General features: G+C 61.4%; 7 protein-coding genes. 2 read left to right on the top strand and 5 right to left on the bottom strand.

Features of this window, described 5'->3' with window-relative positions; genetic code table 11:
* Positions 1-5: 5 nt before the first annotated feature.
* The 3 genes from ACOYXJ_RS08695 to ACOYXJ_RS08685 all read right to left on the bottom strand — a co-directional run bounded on the left by ACOYXJ_RS08695 (position 6) and on the right by ACOYXJ_RS08685 (position 3,166).
* Positions 6-935, bottom strand: coding sequence for a diiron oxygenase (locus ACOYXJ_RS08695; RefSeq protein ID WP_460368984.1), 930 nt, complete (start codon positions 933-935; stop codon positions 6-8).
* Complete coding sequence (locus ACOYXJ_RS08690) at positions 932-1,708, bottom strand: DUF3050 domain-containing protein (protein WP_460368982.1); 777 nt, start codon at positions 1,706-1,708, stop codon at positions 932-934. Before ACOYXJ_RS08690 ends, ACOYXJ_RS08695 begins: the two co-directional genes overlap by 4 nt.
* A gap of 747 nt (positions 1,709-2,455) precedes the next feature.
* Positions 2,456-3,166, bottom strand: a complete 711-nt coding sequence (locus tag ACOYXJ_RS08685) for a GntR family transcriptional regulator (protein WP_460368980.1) — start codon at positions 3,164-3,166, stop codon at positions 2,456-2,458.
* Positions 3,167-3,363: 197 nt separating this feature from the next.
* Between ACOYXJ_RS08685 and lapG the strand changes: the two genes are divergently transcribed.
* Together lapG and lapD are read left to right on the top strand one after the other, a co-directional pair.
* Positions 3,364-4,056, top strand: coding sequence for a cysteine protease LapG (lapG, locus tag ACOYXJ_RS08680; protein WP_095122342.1), 693 nt, complete (start codon positions 3,364-3,366; stop codon positions 4,054-4,056).
* Positions 4,057-4,070: 14 nt separating this feature from the next.
* A complete protein-coding gene (gene lapD, locus ACOYXJ_RS08675) occupies positions 4,071-6,017 on the top strand; it encodes a cyclic di-GMP receptor LapD (protein ID WP_460368978.1) in 1,947 nt (648 codons plus the stop codon).
* Positions 6,018-6,473: 456 nt separating this feature from the next.
* Here the strand turns inward: lapD and ACOYXJ_RS08670 are convergent, their stop codons facing one another.
* Positions 6,474-6,812: a hypothetical protein gene (locus ACOYXJ_RS08670; protein ID WP_007918987.1), complete on the bottom strand. Its 339-nt coding sequence runs from the start codon at positions 6,810-6,812 to the stop codon at positions 6,474-6,476.
* 149 nt (positions 6,813-6,961) lie between these two features.
* Positions 6,962-24,100: a LapA family giant adhesin gene (locus ACOYXJ_RS08665; RefSeq protein WP_460368976.1), complete on the bottom strand. Its 17,139-nt coding sequence runs from the start codon at positions 24,098-24,100 to the stop codon at positions 6,962-6,964.
* Positions 24,101-24,139: the final 39 nt, after the last annotated feature.

Here is a 24,139-nt window from a genome sequence, read left to right as displayed (position 1 = left end):
CCTCATCAGACCAGGTAATCGCGCAAGGCGTGCTGCACGCACGGCGTGTCGAGCAGCGAGCTGTTGTGGAAGAACTTGACGATGTTGCCCACCAGCGGATGGTGGCGATTGATCGGGAACGCGAGCCCGGCCATTTCGCCCCTGAGCGAACGGCGCGTGGCCTCGCTGACCGGCAGTGCGTCGATCAGGCGCAGGTCGAAGGCTTTCTGGATGTCGTTGGTCAGGTAATGGCCGATGAACACCGGCAGAATCTGCGCGATGGTTTCGCGATCCGCCGCGCTGGCGGTGTGCCAATAGATGCGCACCATTCGCGCCCAGAAGCTTGAATGACGACCTTCGTCGAGCAAGTGATCGGCCATCAGGCCTTTGATCGACGGCTTGACCGAGTCGTCGCGGGCGAACGCCGCGACATCGCCGGTCACGGTGTTTTCAGCGATGGCCACGCAGATCAGTTCCATCGCGCTGCGCAGGTGTTCCGGTGCCAGCGCGACGGCGGCGGGAATAGCCCGGCTCAGTTCGATTTCATCGGGCAACTGAATCGGTTCGATGCCAGTCATCGCTACCGTTTGCTGCATGAAATCCATCGCCACCAAGGCGTGGTAATCCTCGTCGACCACCACGGTCATCGCGTCGTAACGACAGGCAAACGGGAAGGCCACGGCGAAGCGATTCTTGGCGATGCTGCGCGCAGTCTTGTCGACGATCTCGGTCTCGAAAATCACTACGTCGTTGATGAATTTGTACAGCGTCTGCACCAAGGCGAAATCTCGCTGCTGCGGGCACTCGCGCAGGAAGGTTTCGCTGAGCACCAGCGGCTGGCGGCTGAGCGGATAGATCAGCCGCTCGTCGTCTTCGAGCACGCGCCTTGGGCGAGTGCGGATGGTGGCGCGGTTCTCCCAAGCGTCGGCAAAGGATTGATAGTCGGCGGCGTTCATTGGGCCACCTCCGTCAACGGTTCGCGCATGCTCAGACGCAGGCCGTCCCACAGGGCGATGCGACTCTCCACGGCAGCGATGGCGCTGGCGTAGACCTCGGCCTCGCGCAGCGGATCGCCGTCGACCAGACGCTCGAGCAGGTGTTCTGCCGCCGGGCCGTGGTCTTCGGAGTCGACCTCGATGTGGCGCTCCAGGTAGTAGCGAAAGGTCGGCGCCTGTTCGATGCCGATGCCCCAGTCGTCAAGAATGCGCTGGAACATGGTCGGGATCACGCTCTCACGACCATGCAGAAACGCCGCCGCCACGCTGTGCCCCGGGGCATGCAGGGCGATGCGCAAGGTGTCGCGGACAAACTGCGCGGCGGCCGGATCAACTTCGACGCTTTGCAGCGCGACGTCATAGCTCACGCCTTCCTGTTGCAGGGCGACAAAGCGCTCTACGGCCGTGGTACTCGCGCCGATTTCGCGCATCGCATCCAGATACAGCTCGAAATGGCTGTAATGACCTTCGGTCAGGCGATCATCCGACTCTTCACCCAAAACGATCTCGTTGATCAACCGGGCGGCGTGAGGATCACGCGGCGGCAGCCACGGCAAACGCGTGCAGGTCAGTTCCTGCTGCAGGCGTTTGGTCAGCGACATGAAATCCCACACGGCAAACACGTGGGTTTCCATAAAACGACGCAAGACCGATAACGAAGTGATCTCGGAAAAGATCGGGTGAATACTAAGTTCGGCTTTCTTCAGGGCGAGTTGGTTCTTGGTGGGCATCATGATGTCCTTTATCGTTGATATGTAATGGAACTGCTCGGGTAACTGCGCAATCTGTAAAACTACGGCTTACTTGTTTTCTGTCGGCGGACGACAGCCTTCCTTCCTGATAGGTAAGTGCGGACCGGATATATCTGTGACATGGCTTCATGTCTGCCCATAAGGCGCTGCTGTTGTACCGCAGGCATTGGGTGGGTGCCGAGGTGAAGGGTGAAGTTCAAACTTGGCGAGGAAAAACTAATACACCGACAAAGTATTTAACAAGTACATTTTTAATTATTTTAATTTTGCTGTTTTTTGAAGTTGAGAAGTTCCGATAAAACTTTTGGCTGAAGTTTTATTGGGGCGTAGTTGCTCCTTTCGGCGAATAACGGCCAAAATTGATCGACAAGAGTGAATGCCTCACTCGAAGCAACTTTCCAGTAATAAGAGTTGAATGATTTAAAAGGGGCGGAAGTTGGCCGTGACCCCGCGCCATGACTTCCTTTTTCCCGTGGCAAGGCTCCTTCCGTAGGTTCCTGGTGCGGGGACTGCGCCGTCAGGGCGGCGCGTCGCCCGTTCTTTATGGGGTTGGCCGTTCAAGAGTGCGGGTAAATGAGCGCCACGGCTATTACCGATTCGTCATCGGCACGGTGCAAATTTCCAGCTGAGCGGCGCAGGGAGGTTAGAGCGGGCAGGCGGATCCGCCCACCCGAGGGCTGGCAGATCGCTTGGGGATTTGTAAGAGAGTGATTCGCGGAGGGTGCGCGCTCAGCGCGCGGCTTTGCGGCTTTGTGCGGCGGGGGTCGCGAGATAGCGGGTAATCACCTCGACGCCCCGATTAAGGTGCTGCTCGAGGAGTTTGATTGACAGTTCAACGTCACGATCCTGCACGGCTTGCAGCATTGCCCGGTGATCGTCCTGGGACAATTTGCCCAGGCCCATGGCCTCAAGGTTGAAACGCAGAAAACGTTCTTCTTCGTTGAGTCCGTCTTCGACCAGGCGCAGCAAGCGTTGGTTGGGCGCCTTGCTGTACAGGGCCATGTGGAACAAACGGTTGAGCCGGCCGATTTCCGTGTAGTCGTGTTGTGCCTCCAGCTCTTCGATGTAAGCGGCTGCGTGTGCGTGGTCGGCAGCGGTCAACAGTGGAACCGACTGGCGCATGGCTTCGGATTCGAGGAGGATGCGCAGCTCGTAGGTTTCAGTGGCATCGCCCTGAATCAACGGCGCAACCACTGCGCCTTTATGCGCAGTAACACTGAGCAGTTCCTGGGCTTCGAGCTGGCGCAAGGCTTCGCGCACCGGCATGCGGCTGACGCCGAACAGATCGGCCAGATCCTGCTGACGCAGCGCCGTGCCGCAGGGCAGACGACCATCGAGGATTGCCGAACGCAGGGTTTCTTCGATCACCGACCGGGCCAGATGCGCAGGAATCGGTCCATCGACTTTAATGCTGTGCAGCGGTTTGGGCTTCTGTGTCACGACTACGCACCCTGTATGTCGGCCTGATTTGGATCCAAATGACACTAGTGATTGCTCTACAGGTTGTCAAACCTTGTAAAACATCGTGGTGCCCAATGAAGTTTAGCGCGCCGAGGATGATCTCATGGTGCCATTGTTTTTTGCCGGGCTAAGCTTCACCATCAAACGCTTTCCTCCCTGCCCTCTGGAAACCTGCTGTGGCGGTATGTTTCGCGATCCCCCGGACACTGCGCTGGCTAGGCTGCGCACTGCTGCTGGCCGGCGTCATGCTGGGCGGTCTGCATGCCGATTGGGATTTTTCCACGATCAGCCGCAAAGCCACGGCTCTCTATGGGCCACTGGGTGCCGGGCAGCAGCGCATCGATGCCTGGCAAAATCTGTTGGCTACACAGAAACAAGTCAACGAGATGGAAAAGCTCAAAGTAGTGAACCTGTTTTTCAACAAACAGGTGCGCTACGTCGAGGACATCGATCTGTGGCACGAAGTCGATTACTGGGAAACGCCCATCGAGGCGCTGTGGAAAGGCGCCGGCGACTGCGAAGACTATGCGATCGCCAAGTATTTCAGCCTGCGCCACCTCGGGGTTTCCAGTGACAAGCTGCGCATCACCTATGTCAAAGCGTTGCGCCAGAACCGCGCGCACATGGTCCTGACTTACTATGCCACCCCCGATGCCATGCCGCTGGTGCTCGACAGCCTGATCGACCCGATCCAGCCGGCGTCGCAGCGAACCGATTTGCTGCCGGTCTACTCTTTCAATGCGGAAGGGTTGTACCTGCCGGGCGCCAAGGGCAACAAGAAGGTCGGTGATACCAAACGCCTGTCACGCTGGCAGGATGTGTTGAAGAAAATGCAGGCCGAAGGTTTCCCGGTCGAGACGACTAACTAGGAGCACGCGCTCAGATGTCTTTGTTCAAACAGCTGTTGATCGCTATCTGTCTGTTCCTGGTGGTCGCCTTCACCGGCAGCTTCATGGTCAGTCTGGAGAGCTCGCGCACCCAGTACGTCAACCAGTTGCGTTCCCACGCGCAGGACGCCGCGACGGCGCTGGCCTTGTCGCTGACGCCGAATATCGACGATCCGGCGATGGTCGAGCTGCTGGTCAGCTCGATTTTCGACAGTGGCTACTACGCGAGCATTCGTGTGGTGGATCTGAAGACTGATCAGACGATTGTTGAGCGCAATGGCATTCCGGCCGTCAGCAATGTGCCGGACTGGTTCGTCAAACTGATCGGTCTGGAACCGGCCGGTGGCGATGCGCTGGTCAGCCGTGGCTGGGAGCAGGCGGCGCGGGTCGAAGTGGTCAGCCATCCGATGTTTGCCGTGGCCAAGCTGTGGCAGAGCGCGTTGGGCAGCCTTGGCTGGCTGCTGATCTGCGGTGCGATCAGTGCAGTCCTCGGTGCGCTGCTGCTGCGCCGGCAGTTGAAGCCACTGGATTACATGGTCAAGCAATCCCACGCCATCGCCCGCCGCGAATTCCTCAGCCTGCCGGATCTGCCGCGCACGCCTGAGTTGCGCCGCGTGGTGCAGGCGATGAATCAGATGGTCGAAAAGCTCAAGGCGCTGTTCCAGGAGCAGGCCGAGCGCAGTGAAAAACTGCGGGCCGAGTCTTATCAGGACAACCTGACGGGGTTGGCCAACCGCCGTTATTTCGAGATGCAGTTGAACAATCGGGTGAGCAACCCGGAGCAGGCCAGCTCCGGTTATCTGCTGCTGTTGCGGGTCAAGGATCTGGCCGGGCTCAACCAGCGTCTCGGTGGCCAGCGCACCGATGAACTGCTGAAAGCAGTTGGCGAACAATTGTCCCGCGAATGCGCCAAGTACCCGGAAACCCAGAATCTCGTCACCCGTATTCGCGGCGGCGAGTTTGCCGTGCTGGCGCCGGGGCTGGTTCGTGAAGAAGCGCTGCAACTGGCGCAGAACCTCGACAATGCCTTGAGCAGTCTGCATGCCACCGGTGCGACCGACGTCGCGGCTGTGGCGTCGATCGGCCTGGCGCCATTCACCCACGGCGATTCGCCGCAACAGGTGCTGACCCTCGGTGATCAGGCGCTGGCGCAAGCCGAAGGGCAGGGCGAGCAGAACTGGGCCTGCATCGATCAGAGCCTGACGGCGGATGTCGGCGACGATCACCACGCCTGGCACCGCTTGCTTGATCAAGCCTTGAGTCAGCAACGTTTCGAGCTGTATTTCCAGCCGGTGGTGGCTGCCGCCGACACGCAACTGGTGCTGCATTACAAAGTGCTCTCGCGCCTGCTCGATGATCAGGGCCAGACGATCCCGGCCGGGCGCTTCCTGCCGTGGCTGGAGCGCTTTGGCTGGACCGCGCGGCTGGATCGGCTGATGCTTGAGCGCGTGCTGGAGCAGATGAAAGAACATGAAGATTCGCTGGCGCTGAACCTGTCTTCGGCGACCCTGGCGGATCCGCAGGCGTTGAATAAAGTCTTCGAGATTTTGCGCGCGCATTCCAACCTCGGCGAGCGCCTTACCCTGGAAATCGGCGAGGAGCAGTTGCCGGAGCAAGCGGTGCTGGAGCAGTTGACCCGGCGCCTGCGTGAACTCGGTTTCTCGCTGAGCCTGCAGCGCTTTGGTGGTCGTTTCAGCATGATCGGCAACCTGGCGCGGCTGGGGCTGGCGTACTTGAAGATCGATGGCAGTTACATTCGTGCGATTGATCAGGAGAGCGACAAGCGCTTGTTCATCGAGGCGATCCAGCGGGCGGCGCACAGCATTGATCTGCCGCTGATTGCCGAGCGGGTCGAGACGGAAGGAGAGTTGTCGGTGATTCGCGAGATGGGCTTGTATGGGGTTCAGGGGCAGTTGTTGGGTGAACCGAAGCCTTGGCGGTGAGTCATCGCAAAAGCAACCCTCACCCTAGCCCTCTCCCAGAGGGAGAGGGGACTGACCGTGGGATATTGATGTAATACGCCGACGTGAAAGAGCTCCGCTGAATCCATAATCGACTTATAGCGCCAGACACCTCGGTCGGCCGCTCTCCCTCCGGGGGAGGGGACTGATGGGGGGATATTCGGGAAGTACGCCGACGTGAGCGATTTGCGCTGAATCCATAATCGCCCCGGTTTTTCAGGTCGATGTATGACGCCAGACACCTCGGTCAGCCCTTCTTCCAGAGGGAGAAGGGCCTGATTGGGGGATATTCGGGAAATACGCCGACGTGAAAGATGTCCGCTGAATCCATAATCGCCCCGGTTTCTCAGGTCGATGTATAACGCCAGACACCTCGGTCGGCCCCCTCTCCCTCGGGGAGAGGGCTGGGGTGAGGGTAGGCTTTTGATACCGGGTGGATCAGATCAACCCGCCCTCATCCTCATCGATCAACTGACTCAACCCGCCCAATGCTTCCCGCGCCTGAGTCCGGTCCATCAGCTTGGCCTGAGCCGCCGGTGGCAGGTCGGTGACACGGATCACGCCTTTCTGGGTCAGCACCTGAATCAGGTCGTCGAGGACCCGAATCATTTCGAAGTCACTCTGCTTGAGCTGTTTCAGGCTGGTTTCCACCACTTCGTTGGCGAACCAGGCCTGGATTTCATGGCTGTCGGCCGGCAGGGTTTCCGTGGCCTCGGCGTAGGCCGCGGCTTCCACGCGAATCAACAGACCTTGCGCATCGCGTTGCACGTAAAACATTGAGCATCCCTCAGAAATGAACCAGCGTCATGCTGTCAGCAGCATAGCCAACTGCGCGCGAGTATGCGGGGCGGCGACGCAATCGTCACCGGTCCGGACCGCACAAACGTGACGGCCGCCCCAGAAGGGCGGCCGTTTTTGTTCACGTATCAGCTGTTGTTGTGGTCGACCTTGATGGTCGGGTCGCTGCCGGCAATCAGGTTGTGAATATTGGCACTCGACCAGTTGTTGCCTTCCAGTTTGATCGTCACATCCGGGGTTGCCGCAGCGGCGTCGCCGGAGTTGAACTTGCCTGCCGAGCTGACTTGCAGCGACGACGTGCCGTCGACCGTGGTGATCTTCAGGAAGTTATCGATGGTGCTACCGGTCTCGCCCTGCAACAAATCACGCAGGTCGATGCGGTCGCCTTCGCTGGCCTTGAAGTCCTTGATCACGTCGTTGCCGGTATCGCCCGCCTTCCAGACGAAGGTGTCGGCACCCGAACCACCGATCAGGATGTCGTTGCCCTGACCGCCGATCAGCGTGTCGTTGCCGGTGCCGCCGAGCAGGATGTCATTGCCTTTGCCGCCATCGAGCCAGTCGTTGCCGCCCGAGCCGAAGAGGATGTCATTGCCCGCGCCACCCAACAGCGTGTCGTTACCGTCATGCGCGCCGGAGACATCGAACGCCTGATAGTGCTCGGTGATGTACTGGTGCACGTTGCTGGTGGTGACTTTGCTGACGTCAACCCCGGTTTCCTTGGCCACGAACGCCTGCATCGCCTGATAACCCTCACCGGCAATGCCGTTGAAGCTCACCAGGTCGCCGAACAGGATGTCGTTGCCGTCGCCACCGCTGACGGTGTCATTGCCCGGCATCGTCGCTTCGGTGTGGCCGATGATCGAGTTGGCCAGGTCCTTCGGATCGATGTTGGTCTGCGGCGTTTTATCCGAATCGTAAGGCTTCAGATCGTTGAGGCTGACATCGTTGTTCAGTCCGATAGCCTCGACGTTCGACAGACCGCTGAGCAAGGCAAAGCCACTGGTCGAGTTACTGGTCGTTGACGAGTTGGTGCTGTTGCCGGTACCCGCCAGACTCGACAACTCATAAGTGCCGTCGCCCTGCGCGTGGATGGTGCCCAGATTAGAGCTGCTCCAGCCCCACCACGAATTGTAGGTTTGCAGGGTTACGGTGCCGGCGCTGTTGATCGTCAACGCGTGGGTGTTGTCGATGTAGGTGCTGAAGGTGTCGCCCGGCTTGTAGTTGCTGGTTTTCACCACATCGTCGAGCTTCACGTTGCCGTACAGCGTCGGGTTGGTCTGCTCGCCGCTCTGGTAGTAGGTCGGCTGGCCGTCGGTGATGAAGTACGTGAGGTTTTTCGCCCCGGTGTTGGCCACAGCGTCAGCGCTCTGGAACCAGTTGGCCGTGGTCTTGAAGACGTCCTCGTAGTTGGTGCCGCCGCCGGAGGCCATCGAGTCCAGTACCGCTTTGAGTTGCGTCAGCGCGTTCGGATCGTTGAGGTTCACCGACACCGACTTGTTGACCTGGGTATCGAAGTCGACGAGGAAGATGTTCACCGTGCCCGAATTGCTGCCGCCCAGGCTCTGCTTGAGGCTGTTGAACACCGAGGTCAGCGAGTCTTTGGCGGCGTTGAGCGACGACGCGCTCATGCTGCCGGAGCTGTCGACCATGAACGCGATGTTGTAGTTGGTGCCCGGCACCACGGTCAGGCCACCGATGTCGGCGACCATGATGTCGTTGCCATCGGTGCCGCTGAAGGTGTCGTCACCCGAAGTCGCGACGATGGCGTTGTAGACCGCCGGCACCACGGTGACCGGAATGGTCGCGGTGCTGCTGGCCGAGCCGCCGACCATCTCGGTGGAGGTCGAGGTCACGGTCAGGTTGAACTGGCCGTTGTAGTACGGCGGCGGGGTCACGGTCAGGCTGCCGAGGTTCCAGCCGGTGACGTTGGCGTCGCCGCTGCTGGCGGTGACGGTGAAGGTATGACCCGCGCCATCGCTGAGCACCGAGCCGACCGGTGCGCCGCTGATCTTCACGCTCAGGGTTTCCGAGCCGTCGGTGTCAGTCAGTGCGGTGGTGATTGCCGACAGTTTCACCGTGGTGCCTTCGGCGCCGGTGTTGAGTTTGTAGCCGTCGTAATAGCCTTCGCCGTTGCTGCCGTGCAGATCGGAGACGGTCACGCCCGAATTCACCAGATCCTTCACGCCGGTGTAGATCGGTACGCCAGCGCTGCTCAGGTCGATCGGCGTGCTGCCGTTGACCGACAGATTGACGTCGTAGCTGCCCGGGCCGCTCTGGTTGTGGTGGTAGATGTCCAGGGTGTAGTAACCGCTGGTGGTCGGGGTGAACGAACCGTTGAGGTTGCCGCCCACGCCCCACGTGGTCGATGCCACATTCTTGCCACCAATAGTCACCAACAGGCTGTCATCACCGATGCCGCTGAAGGTGTAGGTCTTGCCGGCTTCCAGATAGATCAGGCCCGAGGTCTTCGACGCCGTACCGGCGGTTACACTGCCGTCGGACTGCACGTTGTTCACGTTAGTACTGGAGTTCGGCGTGCCGGCGCCGTCGATGACGTTTTTCAACGTGGTCGAATCCGCGCCATTGCCGTTGGTGCCCAGACCCGACAGGCCGGTCCAGACTTCCTTGATCAGCCCGGTGGACTTCACGCTGTTGTCGGCCACGCTCACGGTCGGCGCATCCGCCACTGGCGTGATGTCGATCTTCACGGTGCCGGTGTTGCCCAGCAACTGGCCGTCGGTTGGCTGGAACTTGATCTGCGCGTAGTCCGCCTGGTTGTTGCCCAGACCTGTGCCGCCGTAACCGTTGACGCCCGACTCGTTGGCATCCGGCAGGAAGCGCAGTTTGCCGGCGTCGATGTCAGCCTTGCTGAAGGTCTGGTTGTTGGCGACGTCTTTCCAGGTCGAGCCGTCCAGATACTGCAGTTTGCCTTCGCCCGGCAGCTGGGTGATTTTGATGCCGAGGCTGCTGGCCGGGCTGTCGACATCGGTCACGCCGAAGGTCGACCAGCCGAGTACCAGCGGAGTGTCTTCGGTGCCAGTGACGTTGCTTGGTGCTGCCACCGGAGCGTCGTTGACCGCCACCACGTTGACCGTGGTGGTCGCGGTGTTGGAGTAATTGCCGCCATCAGTCACGGTCACGGTGATGATCCGTGGCACGGTGCTCGGGTTTTCGCTGCCGTTGGTGAAGTTGATGTTCTTGATGGCCTGCATGTAGTCGGCCAGTGTCGCGTTACCGGACAGCGTCAGGGTCACGGTGCCGTTGGTGCTGTTGGCATTGATGGTGATGCCGTTGACGCTGTTGCCCAGGTTCAGCGCATCGCCGTCCTGACGGTTGGTCAGGACCACAGTGGCGCCGGTGAGCATGGTGCTGTCCGGGTCAGTGATGCTGATATCGGTGTCGGCAATCGACACACCCGCGCCCGGGGTGTTTTCGGTGAAGGTCACCTTGTAGTCGGCACCGGTGGCGCCGCTGGAGTTGTTGGCATCGAGGTCGAGCACCGGCGGCGCATCGTTGTCGATGATCGAGGTGCTGACGCTGCCGTTGGTGCCGCTGACCGCGAGGTTCTCGAAGTTGCCGCCGGTGGCGGAATCGATCTTGACCACGAAGTTCTCGGTGCCTTCGGTGATCTTGTCATCGATGGTGGCGACGTTGAACTGCGCGCTGCTCGCACCTGCCGGGATCTTCACGGTGTAAACACCAGTGAAATCCGAACCGTCGGCGGCGGTGCCGCTGTAGACGATTTTCAGGGTCACTTCGGTTTGCGCCGGGTGGTTCAGGCTGACCGTGTAGCTGGCGGTCTGGCCTTCGGTCACCGAGTTGCTGCCAGTGATGCTGACGGTGGTGGTGTCGACGGTGTCGGTGACGTTGGTCACGGCTGGCGTGGTGTTGGTCACCAGATTTTCGAAGCCGCCGCCGCTGGTGCCGGTGATGGTCGCCTGCACGGTGCCGGCGTCTTTGTAGACGTCGTCAGCCGGTGCTGGAACGGTCACGGTGCCAGTGGTTTTGCCGGCGTCGATGGTGATTACCGAGCCGTTGCTCAGGGTTACGGTGACTGGCGAGCCTGCGGCGTTGGTCAGGGTCGCGGTGTAAGTGATCTGACCACCTTCGGCCACGGTGCCGGTCGCGGACAGCGACAGGTTGGTGGTGTCGACGGTGTCGGTGACGGTGGTGCTGACCGGGGTTTTGTCGGCTACGAGGTTTTCGTAGTTGCCGCCCGTCACGTTGGTGATCGAGTTGGTCAGCGGTGCATGGCCGGTCAGCGCATCGTTTGGTGCGGTAGTAGTTGCTGTGCCGGTGGTCTGGCCGACGCCAATGGTGATGGTCTGACCGTTGGCCAGGGTCACGACAACCGGCGAACCGGTGACTGGTGCGCCAACGGTCGCGGTGTAGACAACGTTGCCGCCCTCAGCTGCGGTGGTGGTCGCAGTGAGTTTGACGGTGGTGGTGTCGATCGTGTCGGTAACGCTGGTCACGGCCGGAGCTGTGCTTGGCACCAGGTTTTCGAAGTTGCCACCGGTGGCGGTGCTGATGGTCGCCTGAACGGTGCCGGCGTCTTTGTAAACGTCGTCGGCCGGGGCAGGAACAGTCACGGTGCCGGTGGTTTTGCCAGCGTCGATAGTGATCACGGCACCGTTCGACAGAGTAACGGTCACTGGCGAGCCAGCGGCATTGGTCAGGGTCGCGGTGTAGACGATCGAGCCACCTTCAGCAACCGAACCCGTCGCGCTCAGCGACAGGTTGGTGGTGTCGACGGTGTCAGTGACGTTGGTCGAAACCGGCGTCTTGTCGGCTACGAGATTTTCGTAGTTGCCGCCAGTGACGTTGGTGATCGAGTTGGTCAGCGGTGCATGGCCGGTCAAAGCGTCGTTTGGCGCAGTGGTGGTCGCGGTGCCCGTGGTCTGGCCGACGCCGATTGTGATGGTTTGACCGTTGGCCAGGGTCACGACAACCGGCGAACCGGTGACTGGCGCGCCAACAGTCGCGGTGTAGACAACGTTGCCGCCCTCAGCTGCGGTGGTGGTCGCAGTGAGTTTGACGGTGGTGGTGTCGATGGTGTCGGTGACGCTGGTCACGGCCGGCGTCGTGCTCGGCACCAGGTTTTCGAAGTTGCCACCGGTGGCGTTGCTGATCGTCGCCTGTACGGTGCCGGCGTCTTTGTAAACGTCGTCGGCCGGGGCAGGAACAGTCACGGTGCCGGTGGTTTTGCCAGCGTCGATAGTGATCACGGCACCGTTCGACAGAGTAACGGTCACTGGCGAGCCAGCGGCGTTGGTCAGGGTCGCGGTGTAAGTGATCTGACCACCTTCGGCCACGGAGCCGGTCGCGGACAGCGACAGGTTGGTGGTGTCGACGGTGTCAGTGACGTTGGTCGAAACCGGCGTCTTGTCGGCTACGAGATTTTCGTAGTTGCCGCCAGTGACGTTGGTGATCGAGTTGGTCAGCGGTGCATGACCGGTCAGCGCATCGTTTGGTGCGGTAGTAGCTGCTGTGCCGGTGGTCTGGCCGACGCCAATGGTGATGGTCTGACCGTTGGCCAGGGTCACGACAACCGGCGAACCGGTGACTGGCGCGCCGACAGTCGCGGTGTAGACGACGTTGCCGCCTTCAGCGGCAGTGGCGGTCGCGGTCAGTTTCACGGTGGTGGTGTCGATGGTGTCGGTAACGCTGGTGACCGCCGGAGTCGTGCTCGGCACGAGGTTTTCGAAGTTGCCACCGGTGGCGGTGCTGATGGTCGCCTGCACGGTACCCGCGTCTTTGTAGACGTCATCGGCTGGCGCTGGAACGGTTACGGTGCCAGTGGTTTTACCGGCGTCGATGGTGATCACGGCGCCGTTTGACAAGGTTACGGTCACTGGCGAACCAGCGGCGTTGGTCAGCGTGGCGGTGTAAACAATCGAACCGCCTTCAGCAACCGAACCAGTCGCACTGAGCGACAGATTGGTCGTGTCGACAGTGTCGGTCACGGTAGTGCTGACCGGCGTTTTGTCAGCCACGAGGTTTTCGAAGTTACCGCCGGTCACGTCGGTGATCGCGTTGGTCAGCGGTGCGTGACCGGTCAATACGTCGTTTGGCGCGGTAGTGGTCGCGGTACCGGTGGTCTGGCCAACACCAATGGTGATGGTCTGACCGTTCGACAGGGTTACCACGACTGGCGAGCCCGTCACTGGCGCGCCGACAGTTGCGGTGTAGACGACGTTACCGCCTTCAGCGGCAGTGGCGGTCGCGGTCAGTTTCACCGTGGTGGTGTCGATGGTATCGGTAACGCTGGTGATAGCCGGCGTCGTGCTCGGTACCAGGTTTTCAAAGTTGCCACCGGTGGCGTTGCTGATCGTCGCCTGCACGGTGCCGGCGTCTTTGTAGACGTCATCAGCAGGTGCGGGAACAGTCACGGTGCCAGTGGTTTTACCGGCATCGATGGTGATCACGGCGCCGTTCGACAGGGTTACGGTCACTGGCGAGCCAGCGGCGTTGGTCAAGGTTGCGGTGTAGACGATCGAGCCACCTTCAGCCACCGAACCCGTCGCGCTCAGCGACAGGTTGGTGGTGTCGACGGTGTCGGTCACGTTGGTGCTGACCGGGGTTTTGTCGGCCACGAGGTTTTCGTAGTTACCGCCCGTGACGTTGGTGATCGCGTTGGTCAGCGGCGCGTGACCGGTCAATGCATCGTTTGGCGCTGCGGTGGTTGCGGTGCCCGTGGTCTGGCCTACACCGATGGTGATGGTTTGACCGTTGGCCAACGTCACGACAACTGGCGAGCCGGTTACCGGTGCGCCGACAGTTGCGGTGTAGACGACGTTACCGCCTTCAGCGGCAGTGGCGGTCGCGGTCAGTTTCACCGTGGTGGTGTCGATGGTATCGGTAACGCTGGTGATAGCCGGCGTCGTGCTCGGTACCAGGTTTTCAAAGTTGCCACCGGTGGCGTTGCTGATCGTCGCCTGCACGGTGCCGGCGTCTTTGTAGACGTCATCAGCAGGTGCGGGAACAGTCACGGTGCCAGTGGTTTTACCGGCATCGATGGTGATCACGGCGCCGTTCGACAGGGTTACGGTCACTGGCGAGCCAGCGGCGTTGGTCAAGGTTGCGGTGTAGACGATCGAGCCACCTTCAGCCACCGAACCCGTCGCGCTCAGCGACAGGTTGGTGGTGTCGACGGTGTCGGTCACGGTGGTGCTGACTGGGGTTTTGTCGGCGACGAGATTTTCGTAGTTGCCGCCCGTGACGTTGGTGATCGCGTTGGTCAGCGGCGCGTGACCGGTCAATGCATCGTTTGGCGCTGCGGTGGTTGCGGTGCCCGTGGTCTGGCCTACACCGATGGTGATGGTTTGACCGTTGGCCAACGTCACGACAACTGGCGAGCCGGTTACCGGTGCGCCGACGGTTGCGGTGTAGACGACGTTGCCGCCTTCAGCCGCCGACTCGGTGGCCGTCAGTTTCACGGTGGTGGTGTCGATGGTGTCGGTGACGTTGGTCACGGCCGGTACGGTGCTCGGTACCAGGTTCTCGAAGTTGCCACCGGTCGCGGTCGAAATGGTTGCTTCGACTTTGCCGGCATCTTTGTAAACGTCATCCGCCGGCGCTGCGACGGTCACGGTGCCGGTGGTTTTGCCCGCTTCGATGGTGATTACAGCGCCGTTCGACAGGGTCACGGTGACCGGCGAGCCAGCCGAGTTGGTCAGCGTCGCGGTGTAGACGATCGAGCCCCCTTCAGCAACCGAACCCGTCGCGCTCAGCGACAGGTTGGTGGTGTCGACGGTATCGGTGACCGTGGTCGAAACCGTGGTCTTGTCGGCCACGAGGTTTTCGTAATTGCCGCCAGTAACGCCGGTGATCGAGTTGGTCAGTGGCGCCTGACCGGTCAGTGCATCGTTCGGTGCAGTGGTGGTCACGGTACCGGTGGTTTTGCCGACTTCGATGGTGATGTTCTGGCCGTTGGCCAGGGTCACCACGACTGGCGAGCCGGTCACTGGAGCGCCCACAGTGGCGGTGTAAGTGACGGTGCCGCCTTCGGCCACGGAGGTATCGGCCGTCAGTTTGACGGTCGAGGTGTCGATGGTATCGGTGACTTCGGTCACGGCCGGCACAGTGCTCGGCACCAGGTTTTCGAAGTTGCCACCGGTAGCGGTGGAGATCGTTGCTTCGACTTTGCCGGCGTCTTTGTAGACGTCATCTGCCGGAGCTGGAACGGTCACGGTGCCGGTGGTTTTGCCTGCGTCGATGGTGATCACTGCGCCATTCGACAGGGTCACGGTAACTGGTGAGCCAGCCGCGTTGGTCAGCGTTGCGGTGTAGATGATCGAACCACCTTCCGCAACGGTGCCGGTCGCAGTCAGCGACAGGTTGGTGGTGTCGACGGTATCGGTGACGTTAGTCGAAACCGGAGACTTGTCAGCCACCAGATTCTCGTAGTTACCGCCGCTCACGTTAGTGATCGCGTTGGTCAGCGGAGCGTGACCGGTCAGCGCATCGTTCGGTGCGGTGAAGGTGACAGTGCCGGTGGTTTTGCCAACTTCGATGGTGATGTTCTGGCCGTTGGCCAAAGTCACGGTGACCGGCGAACCGGTGACTGGAGCGCCGACAGTGGCGGTGTAAGTGACGGTGCCGCCTTCAGCGACCGACGTATCAGCCGTCAGTTTGACGGTCGAGGTGTCGATGGTGTCAGTCACTTCGGTCACGGCTGGAACAGTGCTCTGCACCAGGTTTTCGAAGTTGCCACCGGTAGCGGTGGAGATCGTCGCTTCAACCTTGCCAGCGTCTTTGTAGACGTCATCGGCTGGCGCTGGAACGGACACGGTGCCAGTGGTTTTGCCGGCTTCGATGGTAATCACCGCGCCGTTCGACAAAGTCACGGTCACTGGCGAACCAGCCGCGTTGGTCAATGTGGCGGTGTAGATGATCGAGCCGCCCTCAGCCACAGAACCGGTCGCGCTGAGCGACAGGTTGGTGGTGTCGACGGTGTCGGTCACGGTGGTGCTTACCGGCGTTTTATCGGCCACGAGGTTTTCGTAGTTGCCGCCAGTGACACCCGTGATCGCATTGGTGATCGGTGCGTGGCCGGTCAGGGCATCGTTCGGTGCGGTGAAGGTTACGGTGCCGGTGGTTTTACCGACTTCGATGGTGATGTTCTGACCGTTGGCCAGGGTCACCACGACCGGCGAGCCTGTCACAGCCGCCCCGACGGTCGCGGTGTAGGTGACGGTGCCACCTTCAGCGGCGGTCTCGGTCGCCGTCAGTTTGACGGTCGAGGTGTCGATGGTGTCAGTCACTTCGGTGACCGCTGGAACAGTGCTCGGCACCAGATTTTCGAAGTTGCCACCGGTAGCAGTCGAAATGGTCGCTTCGACTTTGCCGGCATCTTTGTAGACGTCATCAGCCGGAGCAGGAACGGTTACGGTGCCAGTGGTTTTACCGGCTTCGATGGTGATTACCGCACCATTCGACAGGGTCACGGTGACTGGCGAGCCAGCCGCGTTGGTCAGCGTCGCGGTGTAGATGATCGAACCGCCTTCAGCCACGGTGCCGGTTGCCGTCAGCGACAGGTTAGTGGTGTCGACGGTGTCGGTGACATTGGTCGAAACCGGGGTCTTGTCGGCGACCAGATTCTCGTAGTTACCACCACTCACCTCAGTGATCGCATTGGTGATCGGCGCGTGGCCGGTCAATGCGTCGTTCGGCGCGGTGGTGGTGGCGGTGCCGGTGGTCTGGCCAACACCAATGGTGATGGTCTGACCGTTGGCCAGGGTCACGACCACAGGCGAACCAGTGACTGGCGCGCCAACGGTCGCGGTGTAAGTCACGCTGCCACCCTCAGCCGCCGACTCGGTCGCGGTGAGTTTGACGGTGGTGGTGTCGATGGTGTCGGTGACGTTGGTCACCGCCGGCACGGTGCTCGGAACCAGGTTCTCGAAGTTGCCGCCGGTTGCATCCTTGATGGTCACTTCGACTTTGCCGGCGTCTTTGTAGACGTCATCGGCTGGAGCAGCGACGGTCACGGTACCCGTGGTTTTACCGGCTTCGATGGTGATCACCGAACCGTTGCTCAGGGTCACGGTTACCGGGGTGCCGGCCGGGTTCGTCAGGGTCGCGGTGTAAACAATCGAGCCGCCTTCAGCCACCGAATCGGTCGCGGTCAGGTTGAGGTTGGTGGTGTCGGTGGTGTCCGACACTGCGGTGTCGGCGGACTTGCCGTCGACCGCGAGTTTTTCGTAGTTGCCACCGGTGGCGCCATCGATGGTCACGCTCAGCGAGCTGCCGCCGGCCAATGGGCTGTTCGGTGCAACGAAGTTCACCGAGCCGGTGGTTTCACCGACGGCAATGGTGATGGTCTGGCCGTTGGACAGAGTCACGACAACTGGCGAGCCAGTCACCGGTGCAGTCACGGTCGCGGTGTAGACCACGGTTTCGCCTTCGGCGACGTTCGCCGTGGCAGTCAGCGACACGGTGGAGGTGTCGATGGTGTCGGTGACGGTGGTGACGGCCGGGGCAGTGCTGGTAACCAGGTTTTCGAAGTCGCCACCGGTCGCGCCTTTGATGGTCGCTTCAACGGTGCCGGCGTCTTTGTAGACGTCGTCTTTCGGTGCGTCGACGGTCACGGTGCCGGTGGTTTCACCAGCCTTGATGGTAATCACCGAGCCGTTGCTCAGGGTCACGGTGACCGGCGAGCCAGCGGCGTTGGTCAAGGTCGCGGTGTAAGTGATCTGGCCGCCTTCGTCCACGGTGCCAGTCGCGGTCAGCGACAGGTTGGTGGTGTCGACAGTGTCGGTCACGGTGGTGCTGACCGGGGTTTTGTCGGCAACAAGGTTTTCGTAATTGCCGCCGGAAACGTCGGTGATCGCGTTGGTCAACGGCGCATGACCGGTCAACGCATCGTTTGGTGCGGTGGTGGTCACGGTGCCGGTGGTTTTACCCACTTCGATGGTGATGTTCTGACCGTTGGCCAGGGTCACCACAACTGGCGAGCCAGTGACTGGCGCACCGACCGTGGCGGTGTAGGTGACGGTGCCACCTTCAGCCGCAGACTCGGTGGCGGTCAGTTTGACCGTCGAGGTGTCGATGGTGTCAGTGACGTCGGTTACGGCTGGCGTGGTGCTCGGAACCAGGTTCTCGAAGTTGCCGCCAGTGGCGTCCTTGATCGTGACTTCGACTTTACCAGCGTCTTTGTAGACGTCGTCGGCAGGTGCAGGAACGGTCACGGTGCCGGTGGTTTTGCCTGCTTCAATGGTGATCACCGAGCCATTGCTCAGGGTCACGGTCACTGGCGTGCCGGCCGGATTGGTCAGTGTTGCGGTGTAAACAATCGAACCACCTTCAGCCACAGTGCCGGTCGCACTCAGCGACAGGTTGGTGGTGTCGACAGTGTCAGTAACGGTGGTTGAAACCGGGGTCTTGTCGGCCACCAGATTCTCGTAGTTACCGCCGCTCACATCAGTGATCGCATTGGTCAGCGGGGTGTGGCCGTTCAACGCATCGTTCGGCGCAGTGGTGGTCACGGTGCCGCTGGTTTTACCCACTTCGATGGTGATGTTCTGACCGTTGGCCAGGGTCACCACAACTGGCGAGCCAGTGACTGGCGCACCGACCGTGGCGGTGTAGGTAACGGTGCCACCTTCAGCCGCAGACTCGGTGGCGGTCAGTTTGACGGTGCTGGTGTCGATGGTGTCGGTAACTTCGGTCACGGCCGGAACAGTGCTCGGTACCAGATTCTCGAAGTTGCCGCCCGTAGCATCCTTGATGGTGACTTCGACTTTGCCGGCGTCTTTGTAGACGTCATCGGCTGGCGCAGCGACAGTCACGGTACCGGTGGTTTTACCGGCCTCGATGGTAATGACCGAGCCGTTCGACAGGGTCACAGTCACCGGCGAGCCAGCCGGGTTGGTCAGCGTCGCGGTGTAGATGATCGAACCGCCCTCGGCGACCGAGTTGGTGGCGCTGAGCGACAGGTCAGTGGTGTCGACGGTGTCAGTGACCGTAGTCGAAACCGGGGTCTTGTCAGCCACCAGGTTTTCGTAGTTCCCGCCGCTCACACCCGTGATCGAATTACCCAGCGACGCCTGACCGGTCAACGCATCGTTCGGCGCGGTGAAGGTCACGGTGCCAGTGGTCTTGCCGACTTCGATGGTGATGCTCTGACCATTGGCCAGGGTCACCACGACCGGCGAACCGGTGACCGGCGCGCCGACAGTGGCGGTATAGGTGACAGTGCCACCTTCAGCCACAGTGGTGTCGGCCGTCAGCTTCACGGTCGAGGTGTCGATGGTGTCAGTTACTTCGGTCACGGCCGGGACAGTGCTCGGCACCAGATTCTCGAAGTTGCCGCCCGTGGCGTCTTTGATGGTGACTTCGACTTTGCCTGAGTCTTTATAGACATCATCGGCAGGCGCCGGAACGGTCACGGTGCCGGTGGTCTTGCCCGCCTCGATGGTGATCACCGAGCCGTTGCTCAGGGTCACGGTGACCGGGCTGCCAGCGGCATTGGTCAGGGTCGCGGTGTAGGTGATCTGGCCGCCTTCAGCCACAGTTCCCGTCGCGCTCAGCGACAGGTTGGTGGTATCAGTGGTGTCGGTGACGGTGGTGCTGACCGGGGTTTTGTCAGCCACTAGGTTTTCGTAATTGCCGCCGGAAACGTCGGTGATCGCATTGATCAACGGTGCATGGCCAGTCAGCGCATCGTTCGGTGCGGTGGTGGTCACGGTGCCGGTGGTTTTGCCGACTTCGATGGTGATGTTCTGGCCGTTGGCCAAGGTCACGACGACAGGCGAACCGGTGACTGGCGCGCCCACGGTAGCGGTGTAGGTAACGGTGCCACCTTCAGCCGTCGACTCGGTAGCGGTCAGTTTGACCGTCGAGGTGTCGATGGTGTCAGTGACGTCGGTTACGGCTGGGGTGGTGCTCGGAACGAGGTTCTCGAAGTTGCCGCCAGTGGCGTCCTTGATGGTCACTTCGACCTTGCCGGCGTCTTTGTAGACGTCATCGGCCGGAGCTGGAACGGAGACAGTGCCGGTGGTTTTGCCGGCTTCAATGGTGATCACCGAACCGTTGCTCAACGTCACGGTCACTGGCGTGCCAGCCGGATTGGTCAGCGTCGCGGTGTAAACGATCGACCCGCCTTCCGCCACGGTGCCGGTCGCAGTCAGCGACAGGTTGGTGGTGTCGACGGTGTCAGTAACAGTGGTCGAAACCGGGGTTTTGTCGGCGACCAGATTCTCGTAGTTACCGCCGCTCACATCAGTGATCGCATTGGTGATCGGCGCGTGGCCGGTCAATGCATCGTTCGGTGCGGTGGTGGTCGCGGTGCCGGTGGTCTGGCCTACGCCAATGGTGATGGTCTGACCGTTAGCCAGGGTCACGACCACAGGCGAACCGGTCACTGGCGCGCCGACGGTTGCGGTGTAAATCACGCTGCCACCTTCAGCCGCCGACTCGGTCGCGGTGAGTTTGACGCTGGTGGTGTCGACGGTGTCAGTGACGTCGGTTACGGCTGGGGTGGTGCTCGGAACTAGGTTCTCGAAGTTGCCGCCAGTGGCGTCCTTGATCGCGACTTCGACCTTGCCGGCGTCTTTGTAGACGTCATCTGCTGGCGCAGGAACCGTCACGGTGCCGGTGGTTTTACCGGCTTCGATGGTGATCACCGAGCCGTTGCTCAAGGTCACGGTCACCGGCGTGCCGGCCGGGTTGGTCAGCGTCGCGGTGTAAACGATCGAACCGCCTTCCGCCACGGTGCCGGTCGCAGTCAGCGACAGGTTGGTGGTGTCGACGGTGTCAGTGACAGTGGTCGAAACCGAGGTTTTGTCGGCGACCAGATTCTCGTAGTTACCGCCGCTCACATCAGTGATTGCGTTGCTCAGCGGGGTGTGGCCGTTCAACGCATCGTTTGGCGCTACGGTGGTTGCGGTGCCCTCGGTCTGGCCAACACCGATAGTGATGGTTTGGCCGTTGGCCAACGTCACGATCACTGGCGAACCGGTCACTGGCGCGCCGACAGTCGCGGTGTAGGTAACGGTGCCACCTTCAGCGGCAGTCTCGGTGGCGGTCAGTTTGACGGTGGTGGTGTCGACGGTATCGGTCACGTCGGTGACGGCTGGAACGGTGCTCGGCACCAGATTCTCGAAGTTGCCGCCAGTCGCATCCTTAATGGTGACTTCGACTTTGCCGGCGTCCTTGTAGACGTCATCGGCTGGAGCTGCGACGGTCACAGTGCCGGTGGTTTTGCCGGCTTCGATGGTGATCACCGAACCGTTCGACAGGGTCACGGTGACCGGGGTGCCGGCCGGATTGGTCAGGGTCGCGGTGTAAGTGATCTGGCCGCCTTCGGCCACGGTACCGGTCGCGCTCAGGGTCAGGTCGGTGGTGTCGGTGGTATCAGTGACAGTGGTGCTGACCGGAGTCTTGTCGGCAACGAGGTCTTCGTAATTGCCGCCGCTCACGCCCGTGATCGCGTTGGTGATCGGCGCGTGGCCGGTCAGCGCATCGTTTGGTGCAGTGGTGGTCACGGTGCCGGTGGTTTTGCCGACTTCGATGGTGATGTTCTGACCATTGGCCAGGGTCACGACCACAGGCGAACCGGTCACCGGAGCGCCAACAGTGGCGGTGTAAGTGACGGTGCCACCTTCAGCCGCCGACTCGGTGGCGGTCAGTTTGACGGTGGTGGTGTCAACGGTATCGGTCACGTCGGTGACGGCTGGAACGGTGCTCGGAACGAGGTTCTCGAAGTTGCCGCCAGTCGCGTCCTTGATGGTGACTTCGACTTTGCCGGCGTCTTTATAGACGTCATCGGCGGGCGCCGGAACGGTCACGGTGCCAGTGGTTTTGCCGGCTTCGATGGTGATCACCGAGCCGTTCGACAGGGTTACGGTGACAGGCGAACCTGCGGCGTTGGTCAGGGTCGCGGTGTAAGTGATCTGGCCACCTTCAGCCACAGAACCGGTCGCGCTCAGCGACAGGTTGGTGGTGTCGGCAACATCGGTAACGCTGGTCGAAACCGGGGTCTTGTCGGCAACCAGATCTTCGTAATTGCCACCCGAAACGCCAGTGATCGAGTTGGTCAGCGGCGCATTGCCGGTCAACGCGTCATTCGGCGCGGTAGTGGTCACGGTGCCGGTGGTTTTGCCGACTTCAATGGTGATGCTCTGGCCGTTGGCCAATGTCACCACAACAGGCGAACCGGTCACCGGCGCACCGACGGTGGCGGTGTAAGTGACGGTGCCACCTTCAGCCACCGAGGTGTCAGCCGTCAGTTTCACGGTCGAGGTATCGATGGTGTCGGTCACTTCGGTCACGGCCGGGACAGTGCTCGGCACCAGATTCTCGAAGTTGCCGCCAGAAGCGTCCTGGATGGTCACCTCTACCTTGCCGGCATCTGTATAGACGTCATCGGCTGGCGCCGGAACGGTCACGGTGCCGGTGGTCTTGCCCGCCTCGATGGTGATCACCGAACCATTGCTCAGGGTCACGGTGACTGGCGTGCCGGCCGGGTTGGTCAGGGTCGCGGTGTAGACAATCGAACCACCTTCGGCCACGGTGCCGGTTGCCGTCAGCGACAGGTTGGTGTCGTCGATCGAATCGGTAATCGTGGTGGTCGCTGGCGTCGTATTCGGCACCAGGTTTTCGAAATTGCCACCGGTGGTCCCGGTAATCGTGGTGCTGACGGTGCTGCCATTGTTGTAAACGTCGTTGGCCGCGGTTGGCACGTTGACGCTGCCGGTAGTCTTGCCGGCGTCAATGGTGATGGTCGAGCCGTTCGACAGGGTGATCGTCACCGGGGTCTGCGCTGCGTTGGTCAGCGTCGCGGTGTAGGTGATCTGGCCGCCTTCGACGACCGTACCGGTAGCGGTGAGGCTGACGCTGGTTGTGTCGATCGAATCGGTAACCGTGGTGGTCGCTGGCGTGGTGTTCGGCACAAGGTTTTCAAAGTTGCCGCCGGTAGCGCCGGTAATGGTGGTGCTGACGGTGCCGCCATTGTTGTAAACGTCATTGGCCGCGGTCGGCACGTTGACGGTGCCGGTGGTTTGGCCGGCTTCAATGGTAATGGTCGAACCGTTCGACAGGGTGACGGTCACCGGGGTTTGCGCCGGGTTGGTCAGGGTCGCGGTGTAGGTGATCTGGCCACCCTCGACCACTGTGCCGGTGGCGGTCAGGGTCAGGTTGGTGGTGTCGATCGAATCGGTGATGGTGGTCACCGCTGGCGTCGGGTTCGGCACCAGGTTTTCGAAGTTGCCACCGCTGGCACCGGTGATGGTGGTGGTGACGGTGCTGCCGTTGTTATAGACGTCGTTGGCCGGTGTCGGCACGTTGACGGTGCCGGTGGTCTGGCCGGCGCCGATGGTGATGGTCGAGCCGTTCGACAGGGTGACGGTCACCGGCGTTTGTGCCGGATTGGTCAGGGTCGCGGTGTAGGTGATCTGGCCGCCTTCGGTGACACTCGGCCCGGCCGTCAGGGTGACGGTGGTGGTGTCGATGGTGTCAGTGACCTGGGTCGTGGCCGGAGTGGTCGGCGGCGTCACGGTGATGCCATTACCGCCGGTGGTGCCGGTGACGGTTACGTCAATCTGGGTCGGGTCGTTATAAACGGTGTCGTTCGGTGCCAGCGGCACGTTGACGGTGCCCGTGGTCGAACCGGCCGGAATCACAATCACCGCGCCGTTGGACAGGGTGATGGTCAGGTCGGTCAGCGGCGCCTGGGTCAGGGTCGCGGTGTACACCAGCACGCCGCCGGCTTCGGTGATGGACGGCGTGGCGCTAAGGCTCAAGGTCGAATCACGCAGGGCGTTGGTGGTGGTGTCGCTGGTCTGGCCGCCGGTGATGTTTTGTGCGGCCTGACCGCCAGCATTGATGCCAGCAGTCGGGAAACCAATGGTCGGGTCAACGCGGCCAGCGGTGGCGTCGAGCATGACGAAACTGTGGCCACCACCGGCGGCACCGCCGGTGCCTGCGGCGCTCGGGCCGGCAGCGGTGGCATCGAGGGCGGTGGTCGGGTCGACACCGGCGGCGATGGCTTGCTGCAGTTCTGCTACCGACGGCGCCGCCTGCGCGGTGGCCTCGGCCAGGTCAGTGCTGGAGTCGGGCGCGTTGGCGCTCCACTGGGTTTCACGGCCCAGATCAAGGGTGCGGCCATCGGCCAATTCCAGCGACACGGCGCCGGAGAGGCCGGTGTCGATCTGGTCGCCAACGAACAGGCGGTCGCCTTCAACGAGTACGCGACGCACGCCCTCTGGGGACACCACGAATACCTGACCGACAATGCTTTTGACGATGGCAACAACACTGCTCATTGAAGACTCTCCGGGGTGTCACGTTCAGTTGACTTCCAT

The sequence above is a fragment of the Pseudomonas sp. Tul2A7 genome, from assembly GCF_054790505.1.
Note: the sequence above shows the minus strand (reverse complement) of the source record. Positions and strands in the feature narration are given on the sequence as shown.